14 protein-coding genes are annotated in these 22,128 nt (G+C 61.5%); 6 read left to right on the top strand and 8 right to left on the bottom strand.

The window, feature by feature from the left end:
* Window positions 1-4: 4 nt before the first annotated feature.
* The 3 genes from SM191_RS06075 to SM191_RS06065 all read right to left on the bottom strand — a co-directional run bounded on the left by SM191_RS06075 (window position 5) and on the right by SM191_RS06065 (window position 4,114).
* Window positions 5-781 (bottom strand): SapC family protein, encoded by a 777-nt coding sequence (locus tag SM191_RS06075; protein WP_341505391.1) that lies wholly within the window; start codon window positions 779-781, stop codon window positions 5-7.
* 24 nt (window positions 782-805) lie between these two features.
* Window positions 806-2,542, bottom strand: coding sequence for a ShlB/FhaC/HecB family hemolysin secretion/activation protein (locus tag SM191_RS06070; RefSeq protein ID WP_341505396.1), 1,737 nt, complete (start codon window positions 2,540-2,542; stop codon window positions 806-808).
* Window positions 2,543-2,779: 237 nt separating this feature from the next.
* Window positions 2,780-4,114: an EAL domain-containing protein gene (locus SM191_RS06065; RefSeq protein ID WP_341505390.1), complete on the bottom strand. Its 1,335-nt coding sequence runs from the start codon at window positions 4,112-4,114 to the stop codon at window positions 2,780-2,782.
* Window positions 4,115-4,294: 180 nt separating this feature from the next.
* Here SM191_RS06065 and SM191_RS06060 point away from each other — a divergent pair, with 180 nt between their 5' ends.
* Window positions 4,295-4,915, top strand: a complete 621-nt coding sequence (locus SM191_RS06060; RefSeq protein WP_341505389.1) for a tyrosine-type recombinase/integrase — start codon at window positions 4,295-4,297, stop codon at window positions 4,913-4,915.
* Between the two features lie 711 nt (window positions 4,916-5,626).
* Here SM191_RS06060 and SM191_RS06055 read toward each other — a convergent pair.
* The 4 genes from SM191_RS06055 to SM191_RS06040 form a co-directional block, all read right to left on the bottom strand.
* Window positions 5,627-7,402: an amidohydrolase gene (locus SM191_RS06055; RefSeq protein ID WP_341505388.1), complete on the bottom strand. Its 1,776-nt coding sequence runs from the start codon at window positions 7,400-7,402 to the stop codon at window positions 5,627-5,629.
* 131 nt (window positions 7,403-7,533) lie between these two features.
* Window positions 7,534-10,146 (bottom strand): TonB-dependent receptor, encoded by a 2,613-nt coding sequence (locus tag SM191_RS06050; RefSeq protein ID WP_341505387.1) that lies wholly within the window; start codon window positions 10,144-10,146, stop codon window positions 7,534-7,536.
* Window positions 10,147-10,442: 296 nt separating this feature from the next.
* Window positions 10,443-12,533, bottom strand: a complete 2,091-nt coding sequence (locus tag SM191_RS06045; RefSeq protein WP_341505386.1) for an oxidoreductase — start codon at window positions 12,531-12,533, stop codon at window positions 10,443-10,445.
* A 15-nt stretch (window positions 12,534-12,548) separates the two neighbouring features.
* Window positions 12,549-14,063 carry an APC family permease gene (locus SM191_RS06040; RefSeq protein ID WP_341505385.1) on the bottom strand — a complete coding sequence of 505 codons (1,515 nt, stop codon included), beginning with the start codon at window positions 14,061-14,063 and terminating at the stop codon, window positions 12,549-12,551.
* A 298-nt stretch (window positions 14,064-14,361) separates the two neighbouring features.
* Between SM191_RS06040 and SM191_RS06035 the strand changes: the two genes are divergently transcribed.
* The 5 genes from SM191_RS06035 (at window position 14,362) to SM191_RS06015 (ending at window position 21,656) form a co-directional block, all read left to right on the top strand.
* Entirely contained in the window at window positions 14,362-15,282 is a 921-nt protein-coding gene (locus tag SM191_RS06035) for a LysR family transcriptional regulator (RefSeq protein WP_341505384.1), read from the top strand.
* 59 nt (window positions 15,283-15,341) lie between these two features.
* A complete protein-coding gene (locus SM191_RS06030; RefSeq protein ID WP_341505383.1) occupies window positions 15,342-16,898 on the top strand; it encodes a tetratricopeptide repeat-containing sulfotransferase family protein in 1,557 nt (518 codons plus the stop codon).
* Between the two features lie 203 nt (window positions 16,899-17,101).
* Window positions 17,102-18,325 (top strand): cytochrome P450, encoded by a 1,224-nt coding sequence (locus SM191_RS06025; RefSeq protein ID WP_341505382.1) that lies wholly within the window; start codon window positions 17,102-17,104, stop codon window positions 18,323-18,325.
* Window positions 18,326-18,503: 178 nt separating this feature from the next.
* The gene (locus SM191_RS06020; RefSeq protein WP_341505381.1) at window positions 18,504-19,298 is read left to right on the top strand and encodes a tyrosine-type recombinase/integrase; all 795 of its coding nucleotides are present in this window, start codon (window positions 18,504-18,506) and stop codon (window positions 19,296-19,298) included.
* Between the two features lie 612 nt (window positions 19,299-19,910).
* Window positions 19,911-21,656, top strand: a complete 1,746-nt coding sequence (locus SM191_RS06015) for a M66 family metalloprotease (RefSeq protein WP_341505380.1) — start codon at window positions 19,911-19,913, stop codon at window positions 21,654-21,656.
* An 8-nt stretch (window positions 21,657-21,664) separates the two neighbouring features.
* On the opposite strand, the gene SM191_RS06010 is transcribed toward SM191_RS06015, so the two are convergent.
* Window positions 21,665-21,982: a hypothetical protein gene (locus SM191_RS06010; protein WP_341505379.1), complete on the bottom strand. Its 318-nt coding sequence runs from the start codon at window positions 21,980-21,982 to the stop codon at window positions 21,665-21,667.
* Window positions 21,983-22,128 lie beyond the last annotated feature (146 nt).

Raw genomic sequence — 22,128 nt, 5'->3', positions numbered from 1 at the left:
TGTCTTATTCTGCGTTTTCCAGATCTTTTTCCGGCTCAGCCTGATCAGCCGACGCGCGATCCCGTCGCGCGATCAGGGCATCCCATCGCTTGAGGGAAAGCAGGTGCGCGTCGATCGCGACCACCGCGCCCGCCCGGACCAGACTGGCCAGCTGATTGTCGGGCAGCGCCCGCAGCCGCTCTTCGGATACGCCGTAATAGTCGGCGATCAGTTCACGCTCCGATCCGTCGGCGGGCACCGTGACCGTATGCTTCACTTCCAGCAGATCGGCTTCGATCAGCACCTCGACAAACAACTGGGTGCGCTTGCGCTCGGCCTCGAACTCGTTGAGGAAGTTGATCGCGTTCTTGGTGAATTCGGTCGGCTCGTCGCCCTCGAACAGCGACTGGCCGTCGCCGCCCTCCTCGAAACCCGGCGCATCGCGATCGATGCACACCACGAAATCATCGCCCTCGGTGCCCGCGAGCGTGAACGGATAGCGGCGCAGATAGGCGGGCACATAGACACCGTCCTCGAACCGACCGTCGTTCATGAAGAGGTTCTGGCCCTCCTTCATCCCCAGGATCGCCATCGGCGTCTTCTCCGGACCGCCGAACACGATCGGGTAATGATGCATGGCCTGCGTAAATTCGCCGACGAGCAGTGGCACGACCTGAACCGCGCCGACCTTCGCCAGAAGCCGATCGTCGACGACGAACTTCAGATCTGCGTGATCGCGCGAATGCAGGGCTTCGGGCTTCTCGTAGAGATACTGCGAGCCGGACAGTTCGATGTTACCCATGACTTTGCCTTTTCCGTTATTTTCTTAGAAGGTTACGGTGGATCGAAGTTGCACGCGCCAATCCCCGACGCGCGTCCGTTGACCGTTGCGGAGCACCCAGGCGGAATTGCCGCCGAGCGAGAAATGCGAGCCGAGCCGATAGTCGCCGCCAAGACCGGCCGAGGCGAGGAAGGTGTCGACCTTCTTCTGATTGTCATGCCCCCAACCCGCGTCGAGGAAGACATAGGGCGCCATCTGTCCCTGCGTGCCTTGCGGCAGGGCGATGGCGGGCAGCCGCAGTTCGTTGCGCGACAATGCCCCCGTATCGAACGCCCCCTCGTCGGGGGTGTAGCCGCGCACCAGACCGTCACCGCCCAGACCCAATTGGGCCGGCAGTGGCAGTGCGCTACGTGACATTTGCAGGGTCAGTTGGCCCGAATAGCCGAGGCCCCAGGGCAGGCGCTTCTGCCCCGTCAGATCGAGCGTGCCGTAACTGAACCGATCGTCCTTCGTGCGACCGTCCGTGAACGCGGCCAGTCGGGCACTGCGTCGAGACGACGGATCGCCGGGGCTGACATGCAGATTGGCCGCAAAGGTCAGGCTGCCCGTGTTGCTCGCCCAGGACTTGGAATAGCCGAGAAGTGCCTGCCAGTAATTCGCCGTAAGATCGACCACGAGTCGATCGCCGAAATAAGCAATCCGGTGCTGCTGTTTGGATTCCAATCCGACGACGACGTCGCCGGACGTCGAGGCAAGTCCGAACGTCGACAGCGCGACACGATAACCCAGCGTCGCTTCCGTCGTCCGCTGGCGGAACGAGAAGTCCCTGTTGTACTGTTGATTGGTCAGTGCATCGCTGAACGTGAACTCGATATTCTGACGCGGCAGAGTCGGGATATACAGACGACCGCCTTGCGCCCGATAACGCGGCTCCTTGGCGTAGAAGTCCGAGCCGTTGCGCAGCCAGGAATCCCCGCTGCCGGTGAGCTGATACGAGCCGTAGGCCCCCGTCAGGCCCGGCAGCTTGAAAATCGTGCCGACGAAAAAGCGGTCGAGACCGGTCGAACTCGCGCCGGTGTTGGACCAGCCGGCATAGACACGCACCGGCGCCGGAGCCTGGGAAAGGAGGTTCAGGGTCGTGCGACCCGTCTCACGTCCCGGGGAGAATTGCGCCGAGACCGGCGTGAACGGATCGCGGTTGATCCAGTCGATATCCTCCTGCAAATCCTGGCTGTTCACGGGCGCGCCCACGCTGAGCCGCAGGTTCCGCTTGATCGCCACGGCCTCGCCCGGCGTCACGCCTCGGACGTTCACGCCGTCGAGACGAAACTCGGTCACCCGGAGCTGCAAGACGCCCGTCGTGATCTCTTGCTCGGGGGCGCTCAGCGAGACGAACGGGCGGCCCGCGGCGCGCGATAGCCGTGCCACTTCGGCCTGGATCTGCGCGATAAGCTGCCGGGAAAGCGGCTGGCCGATAAACCGCTTGAGGGCCGACGTCGCACGCGCCCGATCGACCGCCTCGACGTTCGAGACGTGAACGCCCGGCGTCAGCGTCGCCGGATCGCGCAACGCCTCCCCCTGATCCAACAGAACCAGCGCCTTCAGCGCCGGGCCGATCGGAGTCGTATCCGCTTCTGCCGGCAGTGCGTCCTGCACCTCGACGCTCTGTTTGGGCGGCTGCGGCACGGGAGGAAGGTTGCGCTCGACAGCGGTCTGTGCCGAGGCATGCCCGGCGATGTAGAGCGCGGTTCCGGCAAGCAGTAGTCTACAAGTCAGTTTCATCACGACGCAGGCCGATCACAATCAGTGGTTTGAAGTCCGTGTTGGCGGTGTTCGCAGCGCCGGACCGCGCTGCGCGCTGAGCTCAAGCGAGGCCGAGGGGGCACTGGCCACTGGTCCGCCAGTGACGGTCCGACAGCGAGATGGTCGTCCCCGGACAAGCCGGTGGCTGAGGGACGCCGGCGACCGGCGTAGCTGGAGCCGGATTGCGCCCGTCAGCGATCGCGAACGGCAGGGCGGTCATAGCGCCCTCCCGCGCGGCAGTTGCGCCGCGCTATGCAGATGAGCGACCCTTGCGGCTGTCGCTGCGAACCCCGGAATACCGACCGAACGATGCTTGGCAGCATGACGCCAAGGCATGCCGCATGTCGGACGTGCAAAGTGGTAACCTTGCTGCCATTCGGCGCCGGCCGCATGGGCCAGTTCGAGGTCGGCTTCATCCTCGATACCTTCGACGATCACCGTCGACGCGATCGACCCCGCCAGTGCGACCATATGGGTCAGGGTTTCGAGCCCCGCATTCGACACCACCGCCCGCCGCAGAAAGACATGATCGATCTTCACGATATCGGGCGCCAATGCGAGCAACTGCCGGATCGAGGCGTGACCCGCGCCGAAATCATCGACCGCGATCCGACACCCCATCCGCCGGATGCGCGACACGAACAGCGCCGTCTCGTCGATATCGGCGATCGGCGTGCTTTCCGTCACCTCCAGGATGAGCCGAGATGCGACACCGGGATGCGCCGCGAAATGCGCGCAAATCTCTTCCCAGTCACCGTTCCATCGCGCGCTTTGCGCCGAGATGTTGACGCCCAGCACGATATCGGGCGAGCGCTCCAACTCCTCGATCACGCGGTCGACCACGTAACGATCGAGAAGCGTCGCAAAGCCGAGCCGTTCGAACGCCTGGATCGTATCATGCGGCGAACCATGAACATCCGCAGCCGTCATGACCCGCAGCAGCGCCTCCCGGTAGAGGATCGTCGCCGGGTCCTGTGCGGCGCAGATCGGCTGCCAGGCCAGATGAAGCTCCGTCGGGCCCGCCCGTGACGGGATGGCGGATCGCGACGCCTCGATCGCCCCGAGACACGAGCCCACCAGGGTCATGTCGGCGCGGTAACGTGCCGCCCATCCTCCGACGCCGCCGACCTGCTCTCCGAGAAAACCATGGGCGATCGCCGCGACCGACGCATCCTCGTCGTCCGTTTGGTCGATCCACTGTCCGCTCAGCCAGATGTGGAGAGGTCCCGCCGTCGACGGGAATACGGTCGCGGACACCGCTTTGCACAGCCGGTCGAGCCAGGCCATGCGGCGCCCACCTGCCTGCCCCCCGACTTCCTCCCGGTCGAAGACCAGAAGCTGAAAGAGTCCGGGATCGATCTCGATCAGCGTTCCGCCATGGCCGATCACATCTCCAAGCGCCGCCGAAAGCCCGAGGCGCACCTCGCCAGCGGCATCGATGCCGTAAGCCGTCTCGATATGCCGGATATTCTCGATCCGCAGCACGGCATGAGCCCCTGCAAGCGCCACTCGCGCCGCATCAAGGCGAGACAGCGTGGCGCTCGAAGCCACGGCGCCCACTTCCCCGAGATATGACTGCCCCATGACTTCGCCCCTGATCGACGGGCGGAGGCCCTTCGAGTCTGTGACGGTCTAGCCAAAAGTGTAACAGCCCCCTGGACAGGCATGATCGCCGGCTACGGGGTAATAGGCACGATAAGGATAGAAACGATGTCGGCGGAATTTCGTTAAATGAACACTGGCATTTTTACCAAATATGGTAACAGAAAATATCTCACCGCCAGTGAGGTCGAACATTTCATCAGCGCGACCCGAAAATACTCGATAGAGGTTCGGGCATTTTGCCTTGTCATGGCTTTTACCGGTTGTCGTATATCGGAAGCCCTATCGTTAACGACTGACAGTATCGACTTCGTATCGGAACAGGTGGTGATCCGGTGCCTGAAGAAGCGGGGCAGGACGATATTTCGTGCAATACCTCTCCCCTCCAATGTTATAAAGATATTGAAACGATGGTTCGATCAGCGCCCCGCGAAAACCGACCTGCTATGGCCATGGTGTCGAATGACGGGATATCGCCGAATTCGCGAAGTTATGGATGCTGCCGGGATCAGCGGGGGTCATGCGACCCCGAAGGGATTGCGCCATGGCTTCGGCGTCAAGGCGATACAGTCCGGCGTCCCGTTAACTCTTGTCCAGCGTTGGCTAGGGCATGCCGATATTAAGACGACGGCAATCTACACCAGTGCGATGGGCCCCGAAGAGCGCCAGCTCGCGGCGCGAATGTGGGGCAAACATACTCGCGTCCGGAGAGGTGGTAAGCAAGCTGGAGCATGTCTTGAGCCCGCATAAACGGTGCATCGCAGGCTGTGGCCATCCCTACTTCGGAAAGACTAAGCGGTATACCAAACAGCGAAGATGCAGCAATAAAAGGAGAATAGATTTTATTAACCATAGTTTTCGAGGACGGTTCGCAGCCGTAACAATAGCTTATTTCTTTCAGTTTTAAACAAAGGCTTGCACAAAGTTACATTATTGGCTATTTTGTATCGCATAAAATGGCTTAATATCAACAGGCTATCCATTGTCGGCGGCCTTTACTGAATGAGTGTCATCGCGATGACACGCCTCTGTTTCGTGGATCGAAATATCGGCGTTCTCTCCGATACCCCGTCACATATTTTTTGACGCATTGATGTTTCGGAACCTTGATCCACACCGTACACGTTGGCGTACCACGCCTTCACACCATCGATTGATGCAAGGCAATCAGGTGGGGCAGATCGATCGAGTTTGAAAGCCGATGGTCGTTACAAAGGGTTCACAATGGTGTAAAAGCGGGATGAATGCGCGTGGTAGCGACGCCACCGGGGCGCGGCCGTCACGATGTTGCAGCCCATTCGGCCGCCGCCCCCACCGCTCGACATGGTTTTCGCATGAAACTGCGTGGCTTAATGGGCCCGAAAAGCCTGAGGACTGCCTATCCTGCGGCACGGGCAACCCGCCTCTACCTGAACCGGCATTTTGCCATGCTTCCGCTTCATCGATCGAAATGAAAGCGCCTTATCGGAGCCGATAGACCGTCTTACCGCCGACAATGGTCCGAAGGACGGCAACCTTTGCGATCTCCGTAGGCGCAGTGCCGAACACATCGCGATCCAGAACGATCAGATCGGCCAGTTTGCCGACTTCGAGGGAGCCCGTCAGATGGTCCTGATGGAGTTGATGAGCCGCGTCGATGGTCATCGCACGTATCGCCTCCAGGATCGATAAGCCCGGATCTATGCCAAGGCGTCCGGGAAGATACGGTATCGAAGATCGATCCGCCTGTCGGGTCAACGCAACCTGCAAGGCAAACCAGGGATTCAGACGGTCGACGGGCCAGTCGCTGCCATAGCTGATCCTGGCCCCCTTGGCCTTCAACAAGCCGGCAGGTTCGAGCAACGCGGATCGTCGTTCGCCCAGCGACCCGCGCGAACGCTCATATTCCGGGGCGGGCTTCGCCCATTGGAAGGAAAGCGTGGGCTGAACGTCGAGTTGCGCGAACCGCGCGAAATCCGTCGGGTCGACCAGATCGGCATGCGCGATCGACAGCCGGATGTCCCTGTCCGGAAATGCAGCCCGCACACCCGCGAAACTGTCCAGAGCCTCCCGCACGGAACGATCGCCGACGGCGTGGATGTGCGGCTCCAGGCCATGCCTTGCCAGACTGACCACCAATCGGCGCAGGAGCGGCGCCGGCACGTACAGGGGATCGGGTCCGCGGTCCGTACCCGGTCGCCAATCGGGTCGCGCGAGCGTTCCGTGATTGACGCGATAAGGCTCCAGCAAAGCGCCGGTATTTTCGGGCGCGGTGCTGATGCCGTCCAACATGATCTTGGCGTTTCTGACGGCCAGTTGCGGTTCTGGCCCGGAGGCTGGCTGATCGAACCGATGCGCCAGCGCCACCGCATCCTCTACGACCTTCGCCTCGTCCGCAGCCGCCTTCGATGGGTTGATGAAGACCGCGAAATTCGCCCGAGCGGTCAGTCCGCCTGCCCGCTCGACGGCGGCGAATGCCCCGATGGTCCGCTCACTGGCGAGCGCATCCAGAAAGCCGGTAATCCCCTGCGCGGCCATGACGCGCAGGGCCGCCCGCGCCGACTCCGCATCCTCGGTCGCAGAGGGCGGCGGTATCAGATCCTCGACCAGTCGTTGCGCGGCGTCCTCCAGCAGGCCGGTCAACTCCCCCGAAGCGTCCCGGGCGATCCTGCCCCCCGCAGGGTCCGGCGTTGCTCGCGTAATGCCCGCCAGCGCCAAGGCCTTGCTGTTCACGACGACACTGTGCGCGAACGACGAGCGAACCACGATCGGCCGGTCCGTCCGCAGTTCGTCGAGGAGCGCGCGGTCAAAGGCACGACCGCCAGTGAGGGTTCCACCCTGATACCATGCCGAAGCGATCAACCACCGATGCGCTCTGGTGCCCTTGCTAGTGTCGAGGCACCGTTGAATGCGACGCTTCAACTCGGCGACCGCGAGCGCCTCATAATTGAGGTAGCATTGCCGCAAGATGGCGCCGCCGCCCAAAGGGTGCATATGGGCGTCCACCAGACCCGGCAACACGGTGCGGCCCTGTAGGTCCTCGACGACCGTCCCATTTCCGATCAGCCGTCGGGCACCCACATCGTCCCCAACGAAGACGATCCGCCCGCCTCTGACAGCCAGTGCTTGCACGACGCTGTTGTCCGCATCGACCGTATGAATCCGCCCATTTAGATAGACGGTGTCCGCCAAACCGACTGGCTCGGCTGGCGCGGGAGCGGCCGACCAAGCCGCCAGAAGCAATAGCAACCAGCGCACGGCCCGATCCGATATTGCCCACATCCGGTCGCCCCTCCCCTTCTGGCGACGCGACGATGTCTTTACCGCATGTCGTCCGAACGATGCCCAGCCGCCGGGACGAAGCTTTGTGAAGAACTGCCGCACTCGGCCTATAGCCGCCAATGTGCGCCGAGCGTGATCGTCCTTGGGCGGGCGATATTCGCGAAGCTGAACGGTCCGGTATATTGGGCGGGCGGGCCGCTCGATCGCGCCAGGCTGTTCGTCAGGTTCTGAACCGTCAGATCGACGCCCCACGCCCCGCCCTTGTCCAGCGTGAACCGGCTCCCCACCAGGCCATAGCCGGGTATCGAATAGAAGAAGCTCGAAGCGCTGGGGAGCGCGGCGACGATGGAACTGCGATAGGACGCATTGAGATTGGCGCCGATCGTCCAACCGCTGTCTCGCAGGCTGGTTCGATAATCGATGAAACCGCTCAACGAATGCCGGGGCGTCGCCGGGAGTCGCGCACCCGCAGCACCACGGATGGCGACGATCGGCCTGCCGCCATATTGCGGCAGGTCGATGATCTCGAAAGACCGCGTGAGCCGCGCATCCGTATAGGCATAGCCAGCCGATAAGGTGAGCGCGTCGCTCACCCGCGCCGTCCATTCGATCTCGCCCCCGCGACTGCGCGCCTCACTACCATTGAAGACCGCGGGAATCGCCGAGGGCGTCAGCGCCTCGAATTGGAAAGCGGACCAATCGATCTGGAAAAGAGCCAGTGTGAAATCAACACGACGCCGCACCGAACCCTTGAATCCGATCTCGTAATTCCTGGCGAAATCGGGCTCGAACGACTGGTAGGCCGGTAACGACGCGAAATTGCCGCTATTCGCCACCGTATTGGCTCCCCCGCGCCGGAAGCCCTCCGAATAGGTCGCGTACACCCTTATGCCAGGGCTCGGTTCGTAGGATGTGTTGAGCTTCTTGATCGCGCGGTGAAAGGACCGCGTCCGAGAGACGAAGCTGCCGCCCCGTTGCTGGCCAGGTGAAAAGCCATCCCCGCAATATAGCCCGCATATGGGGTATTCCTGGCGATAGCTGTTCGCGAAGCGTTGCCAGAATACGCGCACACCGCCCGTAACCTGCCATTTGGGCGTAAGATGCCAGGTAACCTCGCCAAAAACCGCCTTTTCCTCAAACGTGATCCGCCGGTCCGCATGCCAGTTCAGGTCACCGGCTTCAGGGTTCGCATGAAAGCGGGTCGTGGCATTGGAAAATGCCAAGATTCCCGGGTTGGACTGATGGACGATGTCCCGCTGTCGGTCCTTGGAATAATAGACCCCGGCCACATAATCGATGATGTTCGAACCTTCGGAAGCCAATCGAAGCTCCTCGGTGAAGACCCGATTGCGGCGTTCGTTAAGGGTTGGGGCCATCAGCCGGGGATAATAATTGTAGAATGAGGCCAGCGGATAGCCGCCAGCCGGGTTCGAGACGTTCAGATAAAGATCCGTATTATTGGTCAGGAAATCCACTTGGTTGTCGGCATAGGTCGTTGTCGACGTGACCGTCGCGAAGCCAAGATCCATACTGGCATCGAGGCTGACGAGATCAACATCACGATCATTATATTGCCTGATGAAGCTTGTGCTGCGATACTTTCCTCCATCCGGCAGGAACGTCGCGCCATTGGGATAAAGCCCGCCCGCCGGAGTGGTCGTATCGCGGTTTCGCCCTCTGGAGCCGGGAAAGTTGGCGACGCTGTAATCGACCGTCTGCCCCTGCCAGAAGCTGTTGACGGACTGCGCATCGTCGACCGCCGTCCGCTCATGATGATAGGTCAGATCGACGACGACGGCCTCGCTCGCCTCCCAGCGCAACGTCCCGCGCGCGAACCAGCTGGCGGAGCTGTTGGTATCTTTGCGGGGGGCGAGCACGAAACCGCTGGCGATATCCGACGCGACACGGCGGCTTGGAATGCCGAAGGGATCTTGGGTGTCCGTCGCGACCAGTCCTACGGCATCGATGAAGCCCGCCAGGCGCTGGTATCCCCCGACGGCACGAAGCGTGATGGCGCCCGAAATCGGAAGATTGAAAACGGCGCCGAGGTCGTAATTGGGCGAACCCGCACGCTCGCTCCAGCCGAAGCCCGAACGCGCCTCGGCGAGAAATTGCCCAGATTGCGGCTTCTTCGGGATGAATCGCAATGTGCCGCCGACCGAGCCGGAACCGTAGAGCGTACCCTGCGGGCCACGCAGCACCTCGACGCGCTCGATGTCGTTCATCGTGAGTGCGAAGAAGACAGGAACATTGCCGAAATAGGTCGACACAGGCGACACGGTCTGCGTCGTCCCGCCCGTGCCGATCCGGCTCTGGGACTGGGCATTCAGACCCCGCATGACGACGTTGTTGCCGCTGCCGTATAGCGCTGGCCCCTGATCGTTCTGGACCAGTCCGGGAACGAGCCGGATGACGTCGTTGACGGAAGACGCACCCGTCCTCGACAATGTGTCTGCGCTCAATGCGGTGATGTTGTACGGTACATCGAGAACAGTTTGCGACCGCCGCCCCGCCGTGACGACAATCTCTTCGGATGGCCCCTCCTCTTCCTCGTGCGCCGAAACGACCGTGACTTGCGCCACCGCAGGGTCGGTTCCCAACGAGATGATCGCTGTCGCACACAAAAACCCGAGTTTGCCCGAAACCCGATCACTCCCACGACGCATGCACTTCCCCCAAGCTTTGCGTCCAGACGAACGGGAGGTCCGCCGCCCGCTCACCACATCAAGCGGGCAAGGGATTAATCGGCCACCCTAAAACGTAAAATCGAAAAATCCGAACCAATGCGTAGATTAAACCTAACGCTTCGGGAGAAAGTCGCCATCTCGCGTCACATCAGTTTACAGCCCTTAATATGCGACATCTCCTGCTTATTTTGCGGGGATCAGCTGTCAGCATTGGGACCGGGAGGATCAGCTTTCCACGACGAGAATATCTATTCCTCGGTATGTGTTAGCGACGGCCACCACCGGTTTGTGGATTTTGGTCTAGCGATCAGATCGGCTCTCGCGCGACGTCAGCCCGCACCCGATACCCCCATCAGTTCGGTGATCTCACGCCGAAACGGGATAATGTCTTCAGCGACCGGTGGCGCATCCAGTTCCTCGGCGAAACGGCGGCCGGCATAGGTCGCATGGGCGATCGTCGCAGGTGCCAGAGCGTCGCCGATCATCGTCACCGCTTCGATCCCGGCATCCGCCCATTCGATCTCGCGAGCTTTCAGGTCGAATGCCAATCGATCCTCGGGCAGACGCGCCGTCACCAGGACGACGGCATCCACCTCGATCAGGGTCTCGCGCCCGGTAAACACGCATTTCAGGATCGCGCGCCCCGCCGCGATGCGGTGAAGCGCGAGAAAAGTGCGGATGGCGATCCCCTTCTCCAGCATCCGCTTTTGAATGAAATGCTGCTCCAGCGTGTTGCGCGTCCAGGTGGACGCCTCCGAGGCGGGCGTGGCGTAGATCGTCTCGTAGCCCTCATCAGCCAGCCGTTCGGCGACGACGCCGCCCATGTAATAATGGTCGTCGTCCCAGACGAGCACGCGCTTGCCGACCGGCAGCTCCCCTGCCAGCATGTCGGTCGCCGACAGGACCTCCATCGCCTCGTCGATCGCGATCGGCCGGGTATGAACATGGCCCACGCCATCGCGCCGCCACGTCGAGCCGGTGGCCATCACGATCCGGGGAATGCCGAGGGCCAGAATATGGTCGGCATTCAACCGGCTGTCGAAGAAGACCTCGACATTCGGCAATTTGCGGATCTGGAGCTCCCGATGGTCCCGTACCCGGCGCCACGCCGCAAGGCCCGGCATGCGCGCCTCGAGGGTCACGCGCCCCCCAAGCTCCTTGCCCGCCTCGGCCAGCATGACGTCATAGCCGCGCTTTCCCAGAGCCTGCGCCGCCTCCATGCCCGCAGGTCCCGCGCCGACGATCAGCACGGGCTTGTCCGTGGTCCTCGGCCGGATCGTCTCGGGGTGCCAGCCCTTGCGCCATTCCTCACCCATGGTCGGGTTCTGGGTGCACCGCAACGGCGACTGGGTGAAATCGCCCGACACGCAGATGTTACAGCCGATACACTCCCGAATATCATCGAGCCGACCGTCGCGCACCTTGTTGGGCAGGAACGGATCAGCGATCGAGGGCCGCGCCGCCCCGATCAGGTCGAGCACGCCCTGGCGCACAAGGCTCGCCATGCGGTCGACCGAGGTGTAGCGGCCGACCCCGACGACCGGCTTATCCGTCAGTCGCTTGATCCCGGAAATGAACGGCTCGGAATAGCCCTCCTGCGCGAAACGCGAGGTCGCGCTGTCATTCTCCCATCCCGCAAGCGTGACATCCCACAGATCGGGAAGGTCGCCGAGCAGGCCGATCATGTCCTCGACCTCCTCCTTGTAGAGGCCTTGCTCGCCGATCAGTTCGTCCACCGAAATACGGATCGGGATCGCGCAGCTATCTCCGACGGCCGCCTTGGTGTCCTCGGTGATCTCGCGCAGCAGGCGAACCCGGTTCTCCAGGCTGCCGCCATATTCGTCGACGCGATCATTGTACCGGCGCGAAAGGAAATGATGGAGGAACCCCAGGGCATGGGCGGCATAGACATAGATGAGGTCGAACCCCGCCCGTCGCGCACGCCGAACCGCGTCCAGATGCCAGCGCCGGATATTGGCGATATCCGTCTTGTCCATCCGGCGGGCCTGTACCGGGTCGTAGGTGAAGGTCGCCACCGGCAAGGGTGACGGCGCCATCGGCACCTCGCGCGAGTAGAGATTGGGGCCGTTAAGACCGTTATAGGCCAGTTCTATGCCCGCCAACGCACCATGTTCGTGGATCTTCTCCGCCATACGCGCAAGGGCCGGAATGTCGCGATCATCCCAAAGGCGCAGTTCGATAAAGGGCGTGATATCCGACGAGTAATGAAGTTCGACCTGCTCGGTACAGACGACCGCCCATCCCCCCTCGGCCTTGATACCGCGCATCGCCGCCAGCGCGGTCGGATCACGATATCCCATGCCGTTGCAATGCGGCACCTGGTAAAAGCGATTGCGCGCCGTCACCGGCCCGATATCGATCGGCTCGAACAGAATATCGTGGTGCGGCTCACATGGCATTCGCAACTATTCCCCTCAAATCGTCACGCTCGAACGACGCCCGCCCAAAAGCGAGGTGCGCATATTGTTCATATAGCCAAGCAGAGCGATCACGATGAGCAGAGCCAATGTTCCCAAGGTAAAGACCTCGAAACGAAGCCGTGAAACGCCCCAATTTTCTTCAAAGGCATATTGAAAGCCCAGGATATACTCCAGCGAACCGGGAAGTATGGCGCTCCAGGACCCCAGTATCACCCAGAACATCGCCAGCGCCGCTGCAACGCCCATACCTGCAAGGCCCCCTGGTACGGCATAGGGCCGCGCTACCCGAGGGTAGCGCAAGCGCAACCTGACGGCGGCCGGAAAAACGAACAGCAACGTCAGCAAGAAGGTGGATGTCGCGATCGACAGGACGACCTTGAACGTCGCCTCGCTATCCCCCTGGGAGAAGATCGTCCCTGCGGCCATGAAGAGCAGCGCGACGACAGTGCCCAAGCCACTCACGCGAAGCGGCACCCCGGTGCGTCGCTCGACCTTTCCGAAAGCGGAGAAGAAGGCACCATCTGCGGCCGCCACGGCAAGGGCCCGGTTGGCCGCGGTGGCCCATGCCGCCCCCGTGATCATCAAACACGCGATGAACGCGATCACCGCCCCACCGAGCAGGATCGGCGCGAACCGCCCATAAACACCCAGGACCATCGCCACGGCGGACATGAACCCCGAGATGCCGGTGACGGAAGCCGGGGGAAGCACCAAAAAGAGCGACAGCATCGGCAGCGCATAGGCGAGCACACCGATGACACCGCTCAGCGCCACCCCACGGGGAATGTCACGTTGCGGATTGCGCAGGCCGTCGCCTGCCTGGCTTGGCACCTCGAAGCCCGACAGGGAGAAGACCAGCAACGGCGCGAGCCCGAGAAAGCCCATCATCGTCGGCGTCATCGCGTTAACCCCGGCACCACGGAAACCCGACAGCGCACCATAGATCAACGTGGATGAAATGAACGCGGCCGTCAGCGCAAGCTTAAGGCATGCGCCGATCCTGAATAGTATGATCGACCGCTCCAGCGGGAGCACCGTGATGATAAAGGTCACCAGCACGAATATCGTCTTGAACGCCAGATCCCCCAACGATCCGGGGGTGACGGGATGAATATAGCCGTTCCATGCCTCCACGCTCAGAAACGCAAGGGACCCGCCAATCCAGATCGGGTTGATCGACCAATATAGCATCGTAGCCAGACAGGCCGGCAGCCGGCCGAATGCCAGTTTCACCCAGATGTACAGGCCACCCTCGCCGGGAAATGCGCTCCCCAACTCCGCCATGATAAGACCATAAGGTACCATCCAGAGAACGGCCATCACGATCAGCATCGTAAAGGTCTGTCCCCCGAAGGTCGAAATCTGGCCGACCATGTCCAGGCTGATCAGCGCAGCCAGGATCATGAACGGCACATCCAACCGCTTCAGTGGACCGAGCGGCAGCCCTGCCGGGCCATCCCGCTTCGCTCCGCCGTCCATCACCCCTTCCTCACGCTCCCCAGGCGTCATCGTCTGCCGATCCCTTCATCCATCAGCTCAAACCCCGGGACCGTCCCTCAATCGATTGTCGTGGCCGATCTGGCCTTTTCACTGTGTCTCACGCGCTCCAGCCTGGCTTGATCCCGTTGGGGAATAAGGGCTTAGCCGCGGAGGAAATTTAACCTTTCCACCTGATATTTTTATAATCTATATCAGCATTATAGGAGCAGCAATACGTCAAAAATAAACCTTGTTTACCATATGAGTTAACGCCGATTACTGGCCGATAGCGCTCGCACAGTCTCTGAAACGTACAAAGAAGGACTTCATGCGCTTCACTCTCAAGCAGCTCAGCTATTTCATTGCGGCTGGGGAAGCTCGCAGCATCACGCTGGCCTCGGAGCGGGTACACATTTCCCCGCCCTCCATCTCCTCTGCAATATCCCAACTCGAGAGCGAATTCGGCGTCCAGCTCTTCTTCCGCCATCATGCACAGGGCATGTCGCTGACCCCGGCCGGTGAGCGCTTTTTGATCGCAGCGCGTGACCTATTGGGTCACGCCCAGCGCCTCCATGATCTGGCCCATGACATTACCTCCAGCGTGGCAGGCCCATTGCGGGTAGGAACGTTTCGCACCTTCGCTCCGCTTATCATGCCCGCCTTGTTCAAGGATTTCCTCGACCAGCATCCGCAGGTCCAGATGCAGTTTTTCGAGGACGACGAGTTCGAGCTGGTATCGAAGGTTCGCAGGGCCGAGCTCGACATTGCCATCACCTATGAGCAGGAAGGTATCGATCTTCAATTCGAGCGCCTGGCCTTGTTGCCGACCTATCTGCTCCTGTCGGCGAGCCACCCGCTGGCGACCAGGGAGAGCCTCAGCCTGGCGGAGCTGGCCGACCAGCCCTTCGTCCTGCTCGATCTGCCGGTCAGCCGCGAATATTTCCAGTCGCGGTTCGACCGGCTGGGACTTCGGATGAATGTCATCGCGCGCAGCGCACAACCCGAAACGGTGCGAAGCTTCGTGGCGAGCGGCCTCGGCTTCTCCATGCTGACCTCACGCCCGGCCTCGCGGATTGCCTCGAACGGCGGCAAACTCGCTTATATTCCTATGAGCGATGATACCCCTCCCATGAAACTGGGTCTCGTGACCGCCAAGAATATCCGCAAAACACGCGCGATACTGGCCTTCGAGGACCATTGCCGCAGGCGGATCAGCACCAATGATATTCCCGGTATGGCCCCGCTTTGAGGCGGATCGACATTCACCCTGCACCACCTTCCTGTCTCCGCTGACAGGGGAGAAATAGAATGCGCTCCCGCCAGGCAGGACACCAGTTCGTGGCCCCATCCGACCCACTCGATCCGATCGTCGCGCGCTGCCGGGCCGCGCCCGACGCCCCGCATCTCTGGGTCCAGCTTCTGGACGTCGCGCTGTCATTGGGCAATTTGCGCGTAGCGCGTGCGGCGTCCGATCATCTGCGCGACCTGGCCGTTTCGGATTGGCGGATCGAATTGAAACGCGCGATGCTTCTCGCCCTGATGGGACAACGGCGGCCCGCGCTGGATCAGGTCGCCCACGCGCTCGACCTGGCACAGTCATTGTTCGACGACCATGCGACGTTGGGGCTCATCTATAGCTATTGCAACGAAGCCGCCTTGGCCGAACCGGCTTTCCGACAGGCCCTGACCGAAAATCCCGCCAGTCCGACCCTGTGCTACAATCTGGCGGTGACTTTGCGCATGACGGGCAAATTCCCGGAGGCGCTGGCGTTATGCGCGACGCTCTTGCGCGCCCGCCCCGACCATGTCGACGCCTTGAGCCTACAGTCCGAACTCCGCCGCCAAACCGAAGACGACAATCATGTCGCCACCTTGCAGGCGCAACTGGACGGCGGCGACCTCAGCCACCGGGATCAGATACGGCTCCGATTTGCACTCGCAAAGGAGTTGGAGGACCTCAAACAGGCCGACGCCGCGTTGGAACAAGTGAATCTGGGCTGCGAACTGCAACGCCGTGTCATCGCCTATACCGTCGAGGATGATCTGGAGACGCTCGATCTCATCCGCCGATCGCATGATGCAAGGGGCCTTGCGAGCATGGCCAACGGCCGGACCACCGCCGCCCCCATTTTTCTGGTCGGCCTCCCGCGAACCGGCACGACGCTTCTGGAGCGTATGCTCACCATGCATTCCTCGATCGGCACCGTCGGAGAGACCAACGCCTTTGCGCTCGAACTCATGGCTGAGGCCGGTCGCAAAGGCCGACGGCTCGACAAGAAGACGCTGGTGGAAGAGTCCCTTACTCTTTCCCCCGATAGCCTGGCCGACGCCTATCAGCACGCCGTGGGAGCCGATCTCCATCCTGGTCGCAGGCTTATCGACAAGATGCCCCTGAATTACCTCTATCTCGGGCTGATTGCGCGGGCGATGCCCCAGGCCACGCTGGTGTTCATGGATCGCAGTCCGATGGATTCGATCTTTGCCATGTACAAATCCTTGTTCGCCAACGCCTATCCCTTCTCCTATCAACTGGAAGAGCTCGCTCGCTACTATGTGCACTGGCGTGCTCTGATGACGCATTGGCGCGACACGCTTGGCGATCGCCTCCTGATCGTCCGCTACGAGGATCTCATTTCGCGACCCGAACCGGTCCTCCGCAAGGCGCTGGCACATTGCCGACTGGCCTTTGACGAGCGCTGCCTGAACTTCACCCGAAACCCGATCGCGTCGCAAACCCTCAGTGCCGTGCAAGTGCGCCAACCACTGCATCGGGAATCCATCGGGCGCTGGCGGCAACATGCTGTTCACTTGCAGCCTGCCGTCGCGATTTTGACCGAGGCGGGCATACCGCTCGAATGGGGTTAGGTCTGCTACCCGCGATCGCGGGGTTCCGCGCCAGTTCACCGACTGCCCCTTTTCGAAGCGCGGCCATGAACTTGCGTAGGCCATGGGCAACCGCTTTGGAAATCTCAAAGCCTTCGTTTTGAACTTCAGAATTCTCAACGCCGCTCGGCATCGACTATTAAAATGCCGTCAGGATCAATGACGCTGACGGGGGGGCGTTACCGATGAACTTTCCAGCAAGCTGTAGCGGCACAGACCCGGGCCAATCGGTTCATGATATCGTCGTCGACATCTCGCTGGAGGCACTCGAGAACGATCCTTATCCCTTTTATGATTGGGCACGCCGCGCCTGCCCGGTCGCCTATGTGCCTGCCACCGGCCGGGTGCTCGTCATGACATGGGATCTGTGTCGGCAGGCGGGTGCGAACGACAGGATATTCGGCCCCTCCGCCGCCACGCATGAGGCGGTCTACGGCAAACCCAACATCATGAGCATGGAAGGCTGTGCCCATCGGCATATCCGAACGGCGGTCGCAGCCCCTCTGCAACCCAATGCCATCGCCGCTTATCGCGAGACGGCCATTCGCGACGTCGTCGTGCAATACATCGAAGCGGTACGCAAAAAGGGGGCCGCCGATATCGCCACGGCTATTGCCGAGCCGATCAGCGCGCGCGTCGTGGGCGATCTCATCGGCTTCCGTGACGTTGACGATACCATATTGCGTCGGTGGTTCCGGGCCTATGCCGCCAATCTCGTCGATCATGGACGCAACCCGCTCGTCGCGGACGAAATCGGTATCGTCAAAGCCGAGGTCGCCGACCATCTCGCCCGTCAAGCGGACGGAGCCAGCCGCGCGGCCGGGGACAGCATCGTCTTACGGCTCTTGCGATATGGCGTATCGGCGGGGACCATCCGCTCCGTCGAGGAAATTCTGCCGACCGTCGGCGTCCTGATCGTCGGCGGTTTTCAGGAACCTGCCCATGCCATCGCCAATACCCTGCTCGGCCTGTTCACCGACCCCTGCCAGGCCGCACGGGTTGCGGCCGATCCGCGCGGTCGAAGCGCCGCCGCGGTTCTGGAGGGCCTTCGTTGGCTTCCGCCCTTCGGCATGACCGAGAAGCGCACGACCCAGGACATCGTGCTTGGCCATGTCAGCATCCCCGCCGACACCGAAATCGCCCTCGTCATCGGTTCGGCGAACCGGGACCCGGCACGCTTTGAACGCCCCGACATGTTCGACCTGGAACGCCCGCGGCAATCCACCCTGGCGTTCGGCTTCGGCGGGCATTTCTGCCCCGGCCACAGCCTGGCCAGAACGCTCGCGTCCATCGTCCTGGAAGAGATGTTTCTCCGATTGCCGGGCCTGCGACCAGACCCGCGCGGTTCCGCGGTCGTTCATGGTTGGCTGTCTCGCGGGGTCACGTCGCTGCCGATGGTTTGGGATTGAGGAGATCGAGCCGGAATTGCCTCGCGGCGGCAAGAATCATCGCAGCGCGCCGCTGACCCACGCGGCATAGGCGTTCTCGTTCGGATCATGTGCATCACGACCTGATGCGGCACCATGATCGTCCTCACATCGGGACGGATCATGGTGGTGGAAAAGCGCGCCCGAATGGAGGCGATCGATGACCAGCAGTGTCTTCAATCAATATGGAACGCGCAAATATCTCACCATGGCGGAGATCGACCGCTTCGTGCTTGCCGCCGGCTCATCACCGGTCGAAACCCGCGCGTTTTGCTGGCTGATGGCATTTTCCGGTTGCCGAATCTCGGAAGCGCTATCCCTGACCGCGCAAAGCATCGACTTCACCTCCGGCCAGGTCGTTATCAAATGCCTGAAAAAGCGCGGAAAGACCGTGTTCAGATCCATACCACTGCCCTCCAGCCTTCTCCAACTGTTCAAAAGCTGGTTCGCAACGCGGCCCAACGACGCCGATCTCTTATGGCCTTGGTCACGAATGACGGGATATCGACGCATTCGGGATGTCATGCTGGAGGCCCGGATCAGGGGCAGCCATGCATCGCCCAAGGGGTTGCGGCACGGTTTTGGAGTCCGCGCCATCCAGACCGGCGTTCCCCTGACGCTGGTTCAGCGCTGGCTCGGCCATGCCGATATCAAGACGACGGCGATCTATACGAGCGCGATGGGCCCGGAAGAGCGCCAGATCGCCGAGCGCATGTGGAATGGTCGTGCGCGGCGACCCACCGGGATCGTTCCGCCCGCTCCTCCCGAGGTCGATTGCACAGCGGCTACGCGGCCGCTCGATGCCCATGCGTCCGTGCAACGCCATAGCGAGCCGCCGCCCGCCTGCCAGGGCTCGCCGCTGGCCGGCCCGACGCGCGGGCCACTGCGCAAACTACTGCGTTTTCTTACGACCAATCTGAGTTCTGCCAGTCGAATGCAAACAGCGGGGCCATAAGGGTCTGACCATAAAGGGTGATTGTCGCGTCGTCCACGAAACGACAGCGACTGACGCTGTCTCCTTCAAAATTTTTCGCCGACCGGACAAAGACAGGCCCCGTGCGAATCGTCTGCGGACAATCCTTTTTTACCTTGCGGTCCTAGCCCCGGCCTAGACCGAACAAGGCCGTGTCTAGCGCAAGCAAGGCCCAATCGGGATCCGTCAATCTTCTCGTCAATAAACACATAACGGTAAATACCAATGAGCAAATATATGATCGGGAATGCATTTTATCCTTATTATCGAAAATTTACTGTGATCGGATGCGATATATTTGAAATATTTTTTGCCTATGGTATAACTATGGAACTTATCCAGCCGCTTTAAATGTCATGAACTTACATTAAACGGCGGCTCCGCTGGGAGGCATCGATGTTTAACTTGAAAATCGGCAGCTCCATTGGGATCAAGATCATCGCTGCATCCTCGATATCACTCCTCACCGGCGGCACCGCCTTTCTCGCGCTTTCATCCCAAGATATGGAAACCACGGCGACCGATGGCCTCTCCGGATATGTCCAGGTCGTGACGGGCGCCTCCTCGGGCCCATCCTCGGCGGGCACACTACCGATGACGGTCCTGAGCGCCACGATGGAATTTGCGCAGACGCATGTCCTGCCCGCACAGGGCATCACCTGGACCTCGGAGGACAGGACGACCAACCTCCATCTCATCGCAAATCGCGCCGCATTGGCGATCGTTCGGCTCGGCGCCACCGACGCCGTGTTCCCCTCGATCGAGGCATTGCGCGACGGTGTGGTCCTCGGTTCGGTCGAACTCGCCCCACCCTCGGCCGTGCCCTCGTCCGAAGGCGGCGGCCCGGCCTTTGCCACGGACGCCTGGACCGCCGACCTGCCCCGAAACTGGATCGCCCCGGGTACGCAATTCATCGTCAAGGCGGCGAATTACGCCCCTTCCGCTCCGATCAGCCCCCTCATCGGGGCGGACAGTTCAATGTCGTTACGAGTGCTGCCCTTCTATCTGTTCGGCGGGACAGAGGCGAACACCCAGCCACTTTGGGTGGCGCAGCGGCCCAATCCGGCCATCGAAAGCGAACTGGCCGCCAAATGGCCGGTCGCCAATCTCGAGGTCGCGCCCCATCCTGCGGGCTTCGTCAGTTGGGATCACCTCGTAATTTCACCCAATGACGGTCGGCCCGCCTATGTCATGAGGAACGCCGATCAGGAGCAGGGCGGCTCGGAACTGCTTGGCGCCGTGCTCGGCATTCTGAACGCCTTGCGCAAGGCGAATGGCGAGAGCCGGACCAACAATCAATATTACGCCTCCCTGCTGCCATTGGGTGCCGCCGGGACGTATCGCTGGTCGGGAGGCGGGCTGGGCACGGTCGGTGGCGGCATCGGGGCGGGCACATTCCGCTTCGGCAGCATTTTCTTTCACGAGCAAGGTCATGCGTTCGGGCTCGGGCATGCGGGTCATGAAGACGGCTATCCTTATCCGGCCGGCAGCCTCAAGGGCTCCGCATGGGGCTACGATCCCGATCGGCGACAGTTCCTATCGCCCCTCGTCCCGACGACGGCCTCGAATTACGCGGGCTGTGCGCGGGACCATGAACTCGATGAAACCGGTCGCTGCTACAAGCAGGATCCGATGCAGAACGGCGCGGGCGATCAGGACCCCTCCTATCGCTTCACCATGTTCTCCGATTTCAATACCGCCCGAATGCAGCGCTGGTTGGAGGGGACGACCACGATCGGTTCAGACGGACAACTCCTATTCTCCGGCGGTCGTATCTTCGCGCAGCCCAGCGGCTATGCGCGGTGGAACAGCCTGAGCCAGACATGGTCACCCTTGCCGGACGACAATACCGAGGATCGGGGACTTTACGGGGTCAACCTCAATCTGCCCGTCGAGCGGAACCTGCCCGTCTACGCGATCGTCATCACCTACAGCCTGACGGCAACGCCCGGTGTATCCCAGATTTATCCGGCGTTGCGGTTTACGGGAAATACGATCCGGACCTTCGATCCGACCAACGCCCAGGATCGGGCGGATATCGACATCAGGACAGGAAAGTACCGGCAATATTGCCAGAATAGCGGTTGCGATTACACGCTGCGCGTAACCTATTCCGACGGCTCTATCATCCACCGCATATTGAAGGATGGTTTCCGCGGCTTCATCGGCGCCGACCGGCCCCTGCCCGCCAGAGCAAGCGATCCGACAAGCGACGGAAGCTTCAAGACCTGGGCGATCAATATCCCCGCGACCCATGCCATCAGCAGGATCGAGCTGCTTGAAACACCGACGGCATGGCGCGGCATGCCCGCCGAACCGCGCGTCGTCCTGCGGCAATAGACGCCATATCATCGTTGCAGCAACTTTAACTGTGCAAGCCGGTCGCCAGCGACAACGATCGCGGCGATCGGCATGAACATGCGCAATTCATGCTTTCGAATATCAAACCGTCGAAGCGGCTTTCTTTCAGGCTCATAACCGCAGGAACCAATATAGATAGTTGGTGCGCTCCTGCGGCCGAAACTGTCGACCAGCTTACCGATGAACGACCGCAGCCCGGATACTATCCGCTCGCTAACCTTTCGGGGCATGCCCTGAGGAAAACCTTCTCGATCCAATTGAAGTCGGGGCTGTAGCCCGTCATGGCGAAGGCTGGCGCGGGCCATCCTGCTCGGCCGCGCGCCCGGTCCCTCTTGCAGCACTCCGCTCACCGCGACCCGGTCCAGCTCACGGCACACTCAACCCGGACAACGTCGCGAGGAGGCCTGCGTGCCGCGCTAGGATCATATGTGCATGCGCCTCTGTCCGTCGG

Source organism: Sphingomonas sp. 2378 (assembly GCF_038084995.1).
Classification (GTDB): Bacteria; Pseudomonadota; Alphaproteobacteria; order Sphingomonadales; family Sphingomonadaceae; genus Sphingomonas.
This window is presented reverse-complemented; position numbering and strand designations above follow the sequence as displayed.

Bases quoted from the DNA above. Each gene is read 5' to 3' on its own strand.
- SM191_RS06075 (WP_341505391.1), bottom strand. From the start codon at position 781: ATGGGTAACATCGAACTGTCCGGCTCGCAGTATCTCTACGAGAAGCCC.
- SM191_RS06070 (WP_341505396.1), bottom strand. From the start codon at position 2,542: ATGAAACTGACTTGTAGACTACTGCTTGCCGGAACCGCGCTCTACATC.
- SM191_RS06060 (WP_341505389.1), top strand. From the start codon at position 4,295: ATGAACACTGGCATTTTTACCAAATATGGTAACAGAAAATATCTCACC.
- SM191_RS06045 (WP_341505386.1), bottom strand. From the start codon at position 12,533: ATGCCATGTGAGCCGCACCACGATATTCTGTTCGAGCCGATCGATATC.
- SM191_RS06040 (WP_341505385.1), bottom strand. From the start codon at position 14,063: ATGACGCCTGGGGAGCGTGAGGAAGGGGTGATGGACGGCGGAGCGAAG.
- SM191_RS06035 (WP_341505384.1), top strand. From the start codon at position 14,362: ATGCGCTTCACTCTCAAGCAGCTCAGCTATTTCATTGCGGCTGGGGAA.
- SM191_RS06030 (WP_341505383.1), top strand. From the start codon at position 15,342: ATGCGCTCCCGCCAGGCAGGACACCAGTTCGTGGCCCCATCCGACCCA.
- SM191_RS06025 (WP_341505382.1), top strand. From the start codon at position 17,102: ATGAACTTTCCAGCAAGCTGTAGCGGCACAGACCCGGGCCAATCGGTT.
- SM191_RS06020 (WP_341505381.1), top strand. From the start codon at position 18,504: ATGACCAGCAGTGTCTTCAATCAATATGGAACGCGCAAATATCTCACC.
- SM191_RS06015 (WP_341505380.1), top strand. From the start codon at position 19,911: ATGACGGTCCTGAGCGCCACGATGGAATTTGCGCAGACGCATGTCCTG.
- SM191_RS06010 (WP_341505379.1), bottom strand. From the start codon at position 21,982: ATGGCCCGCGCCAGCCTTCGCCATGACGGGCTACAGCCCCGACTTCAA.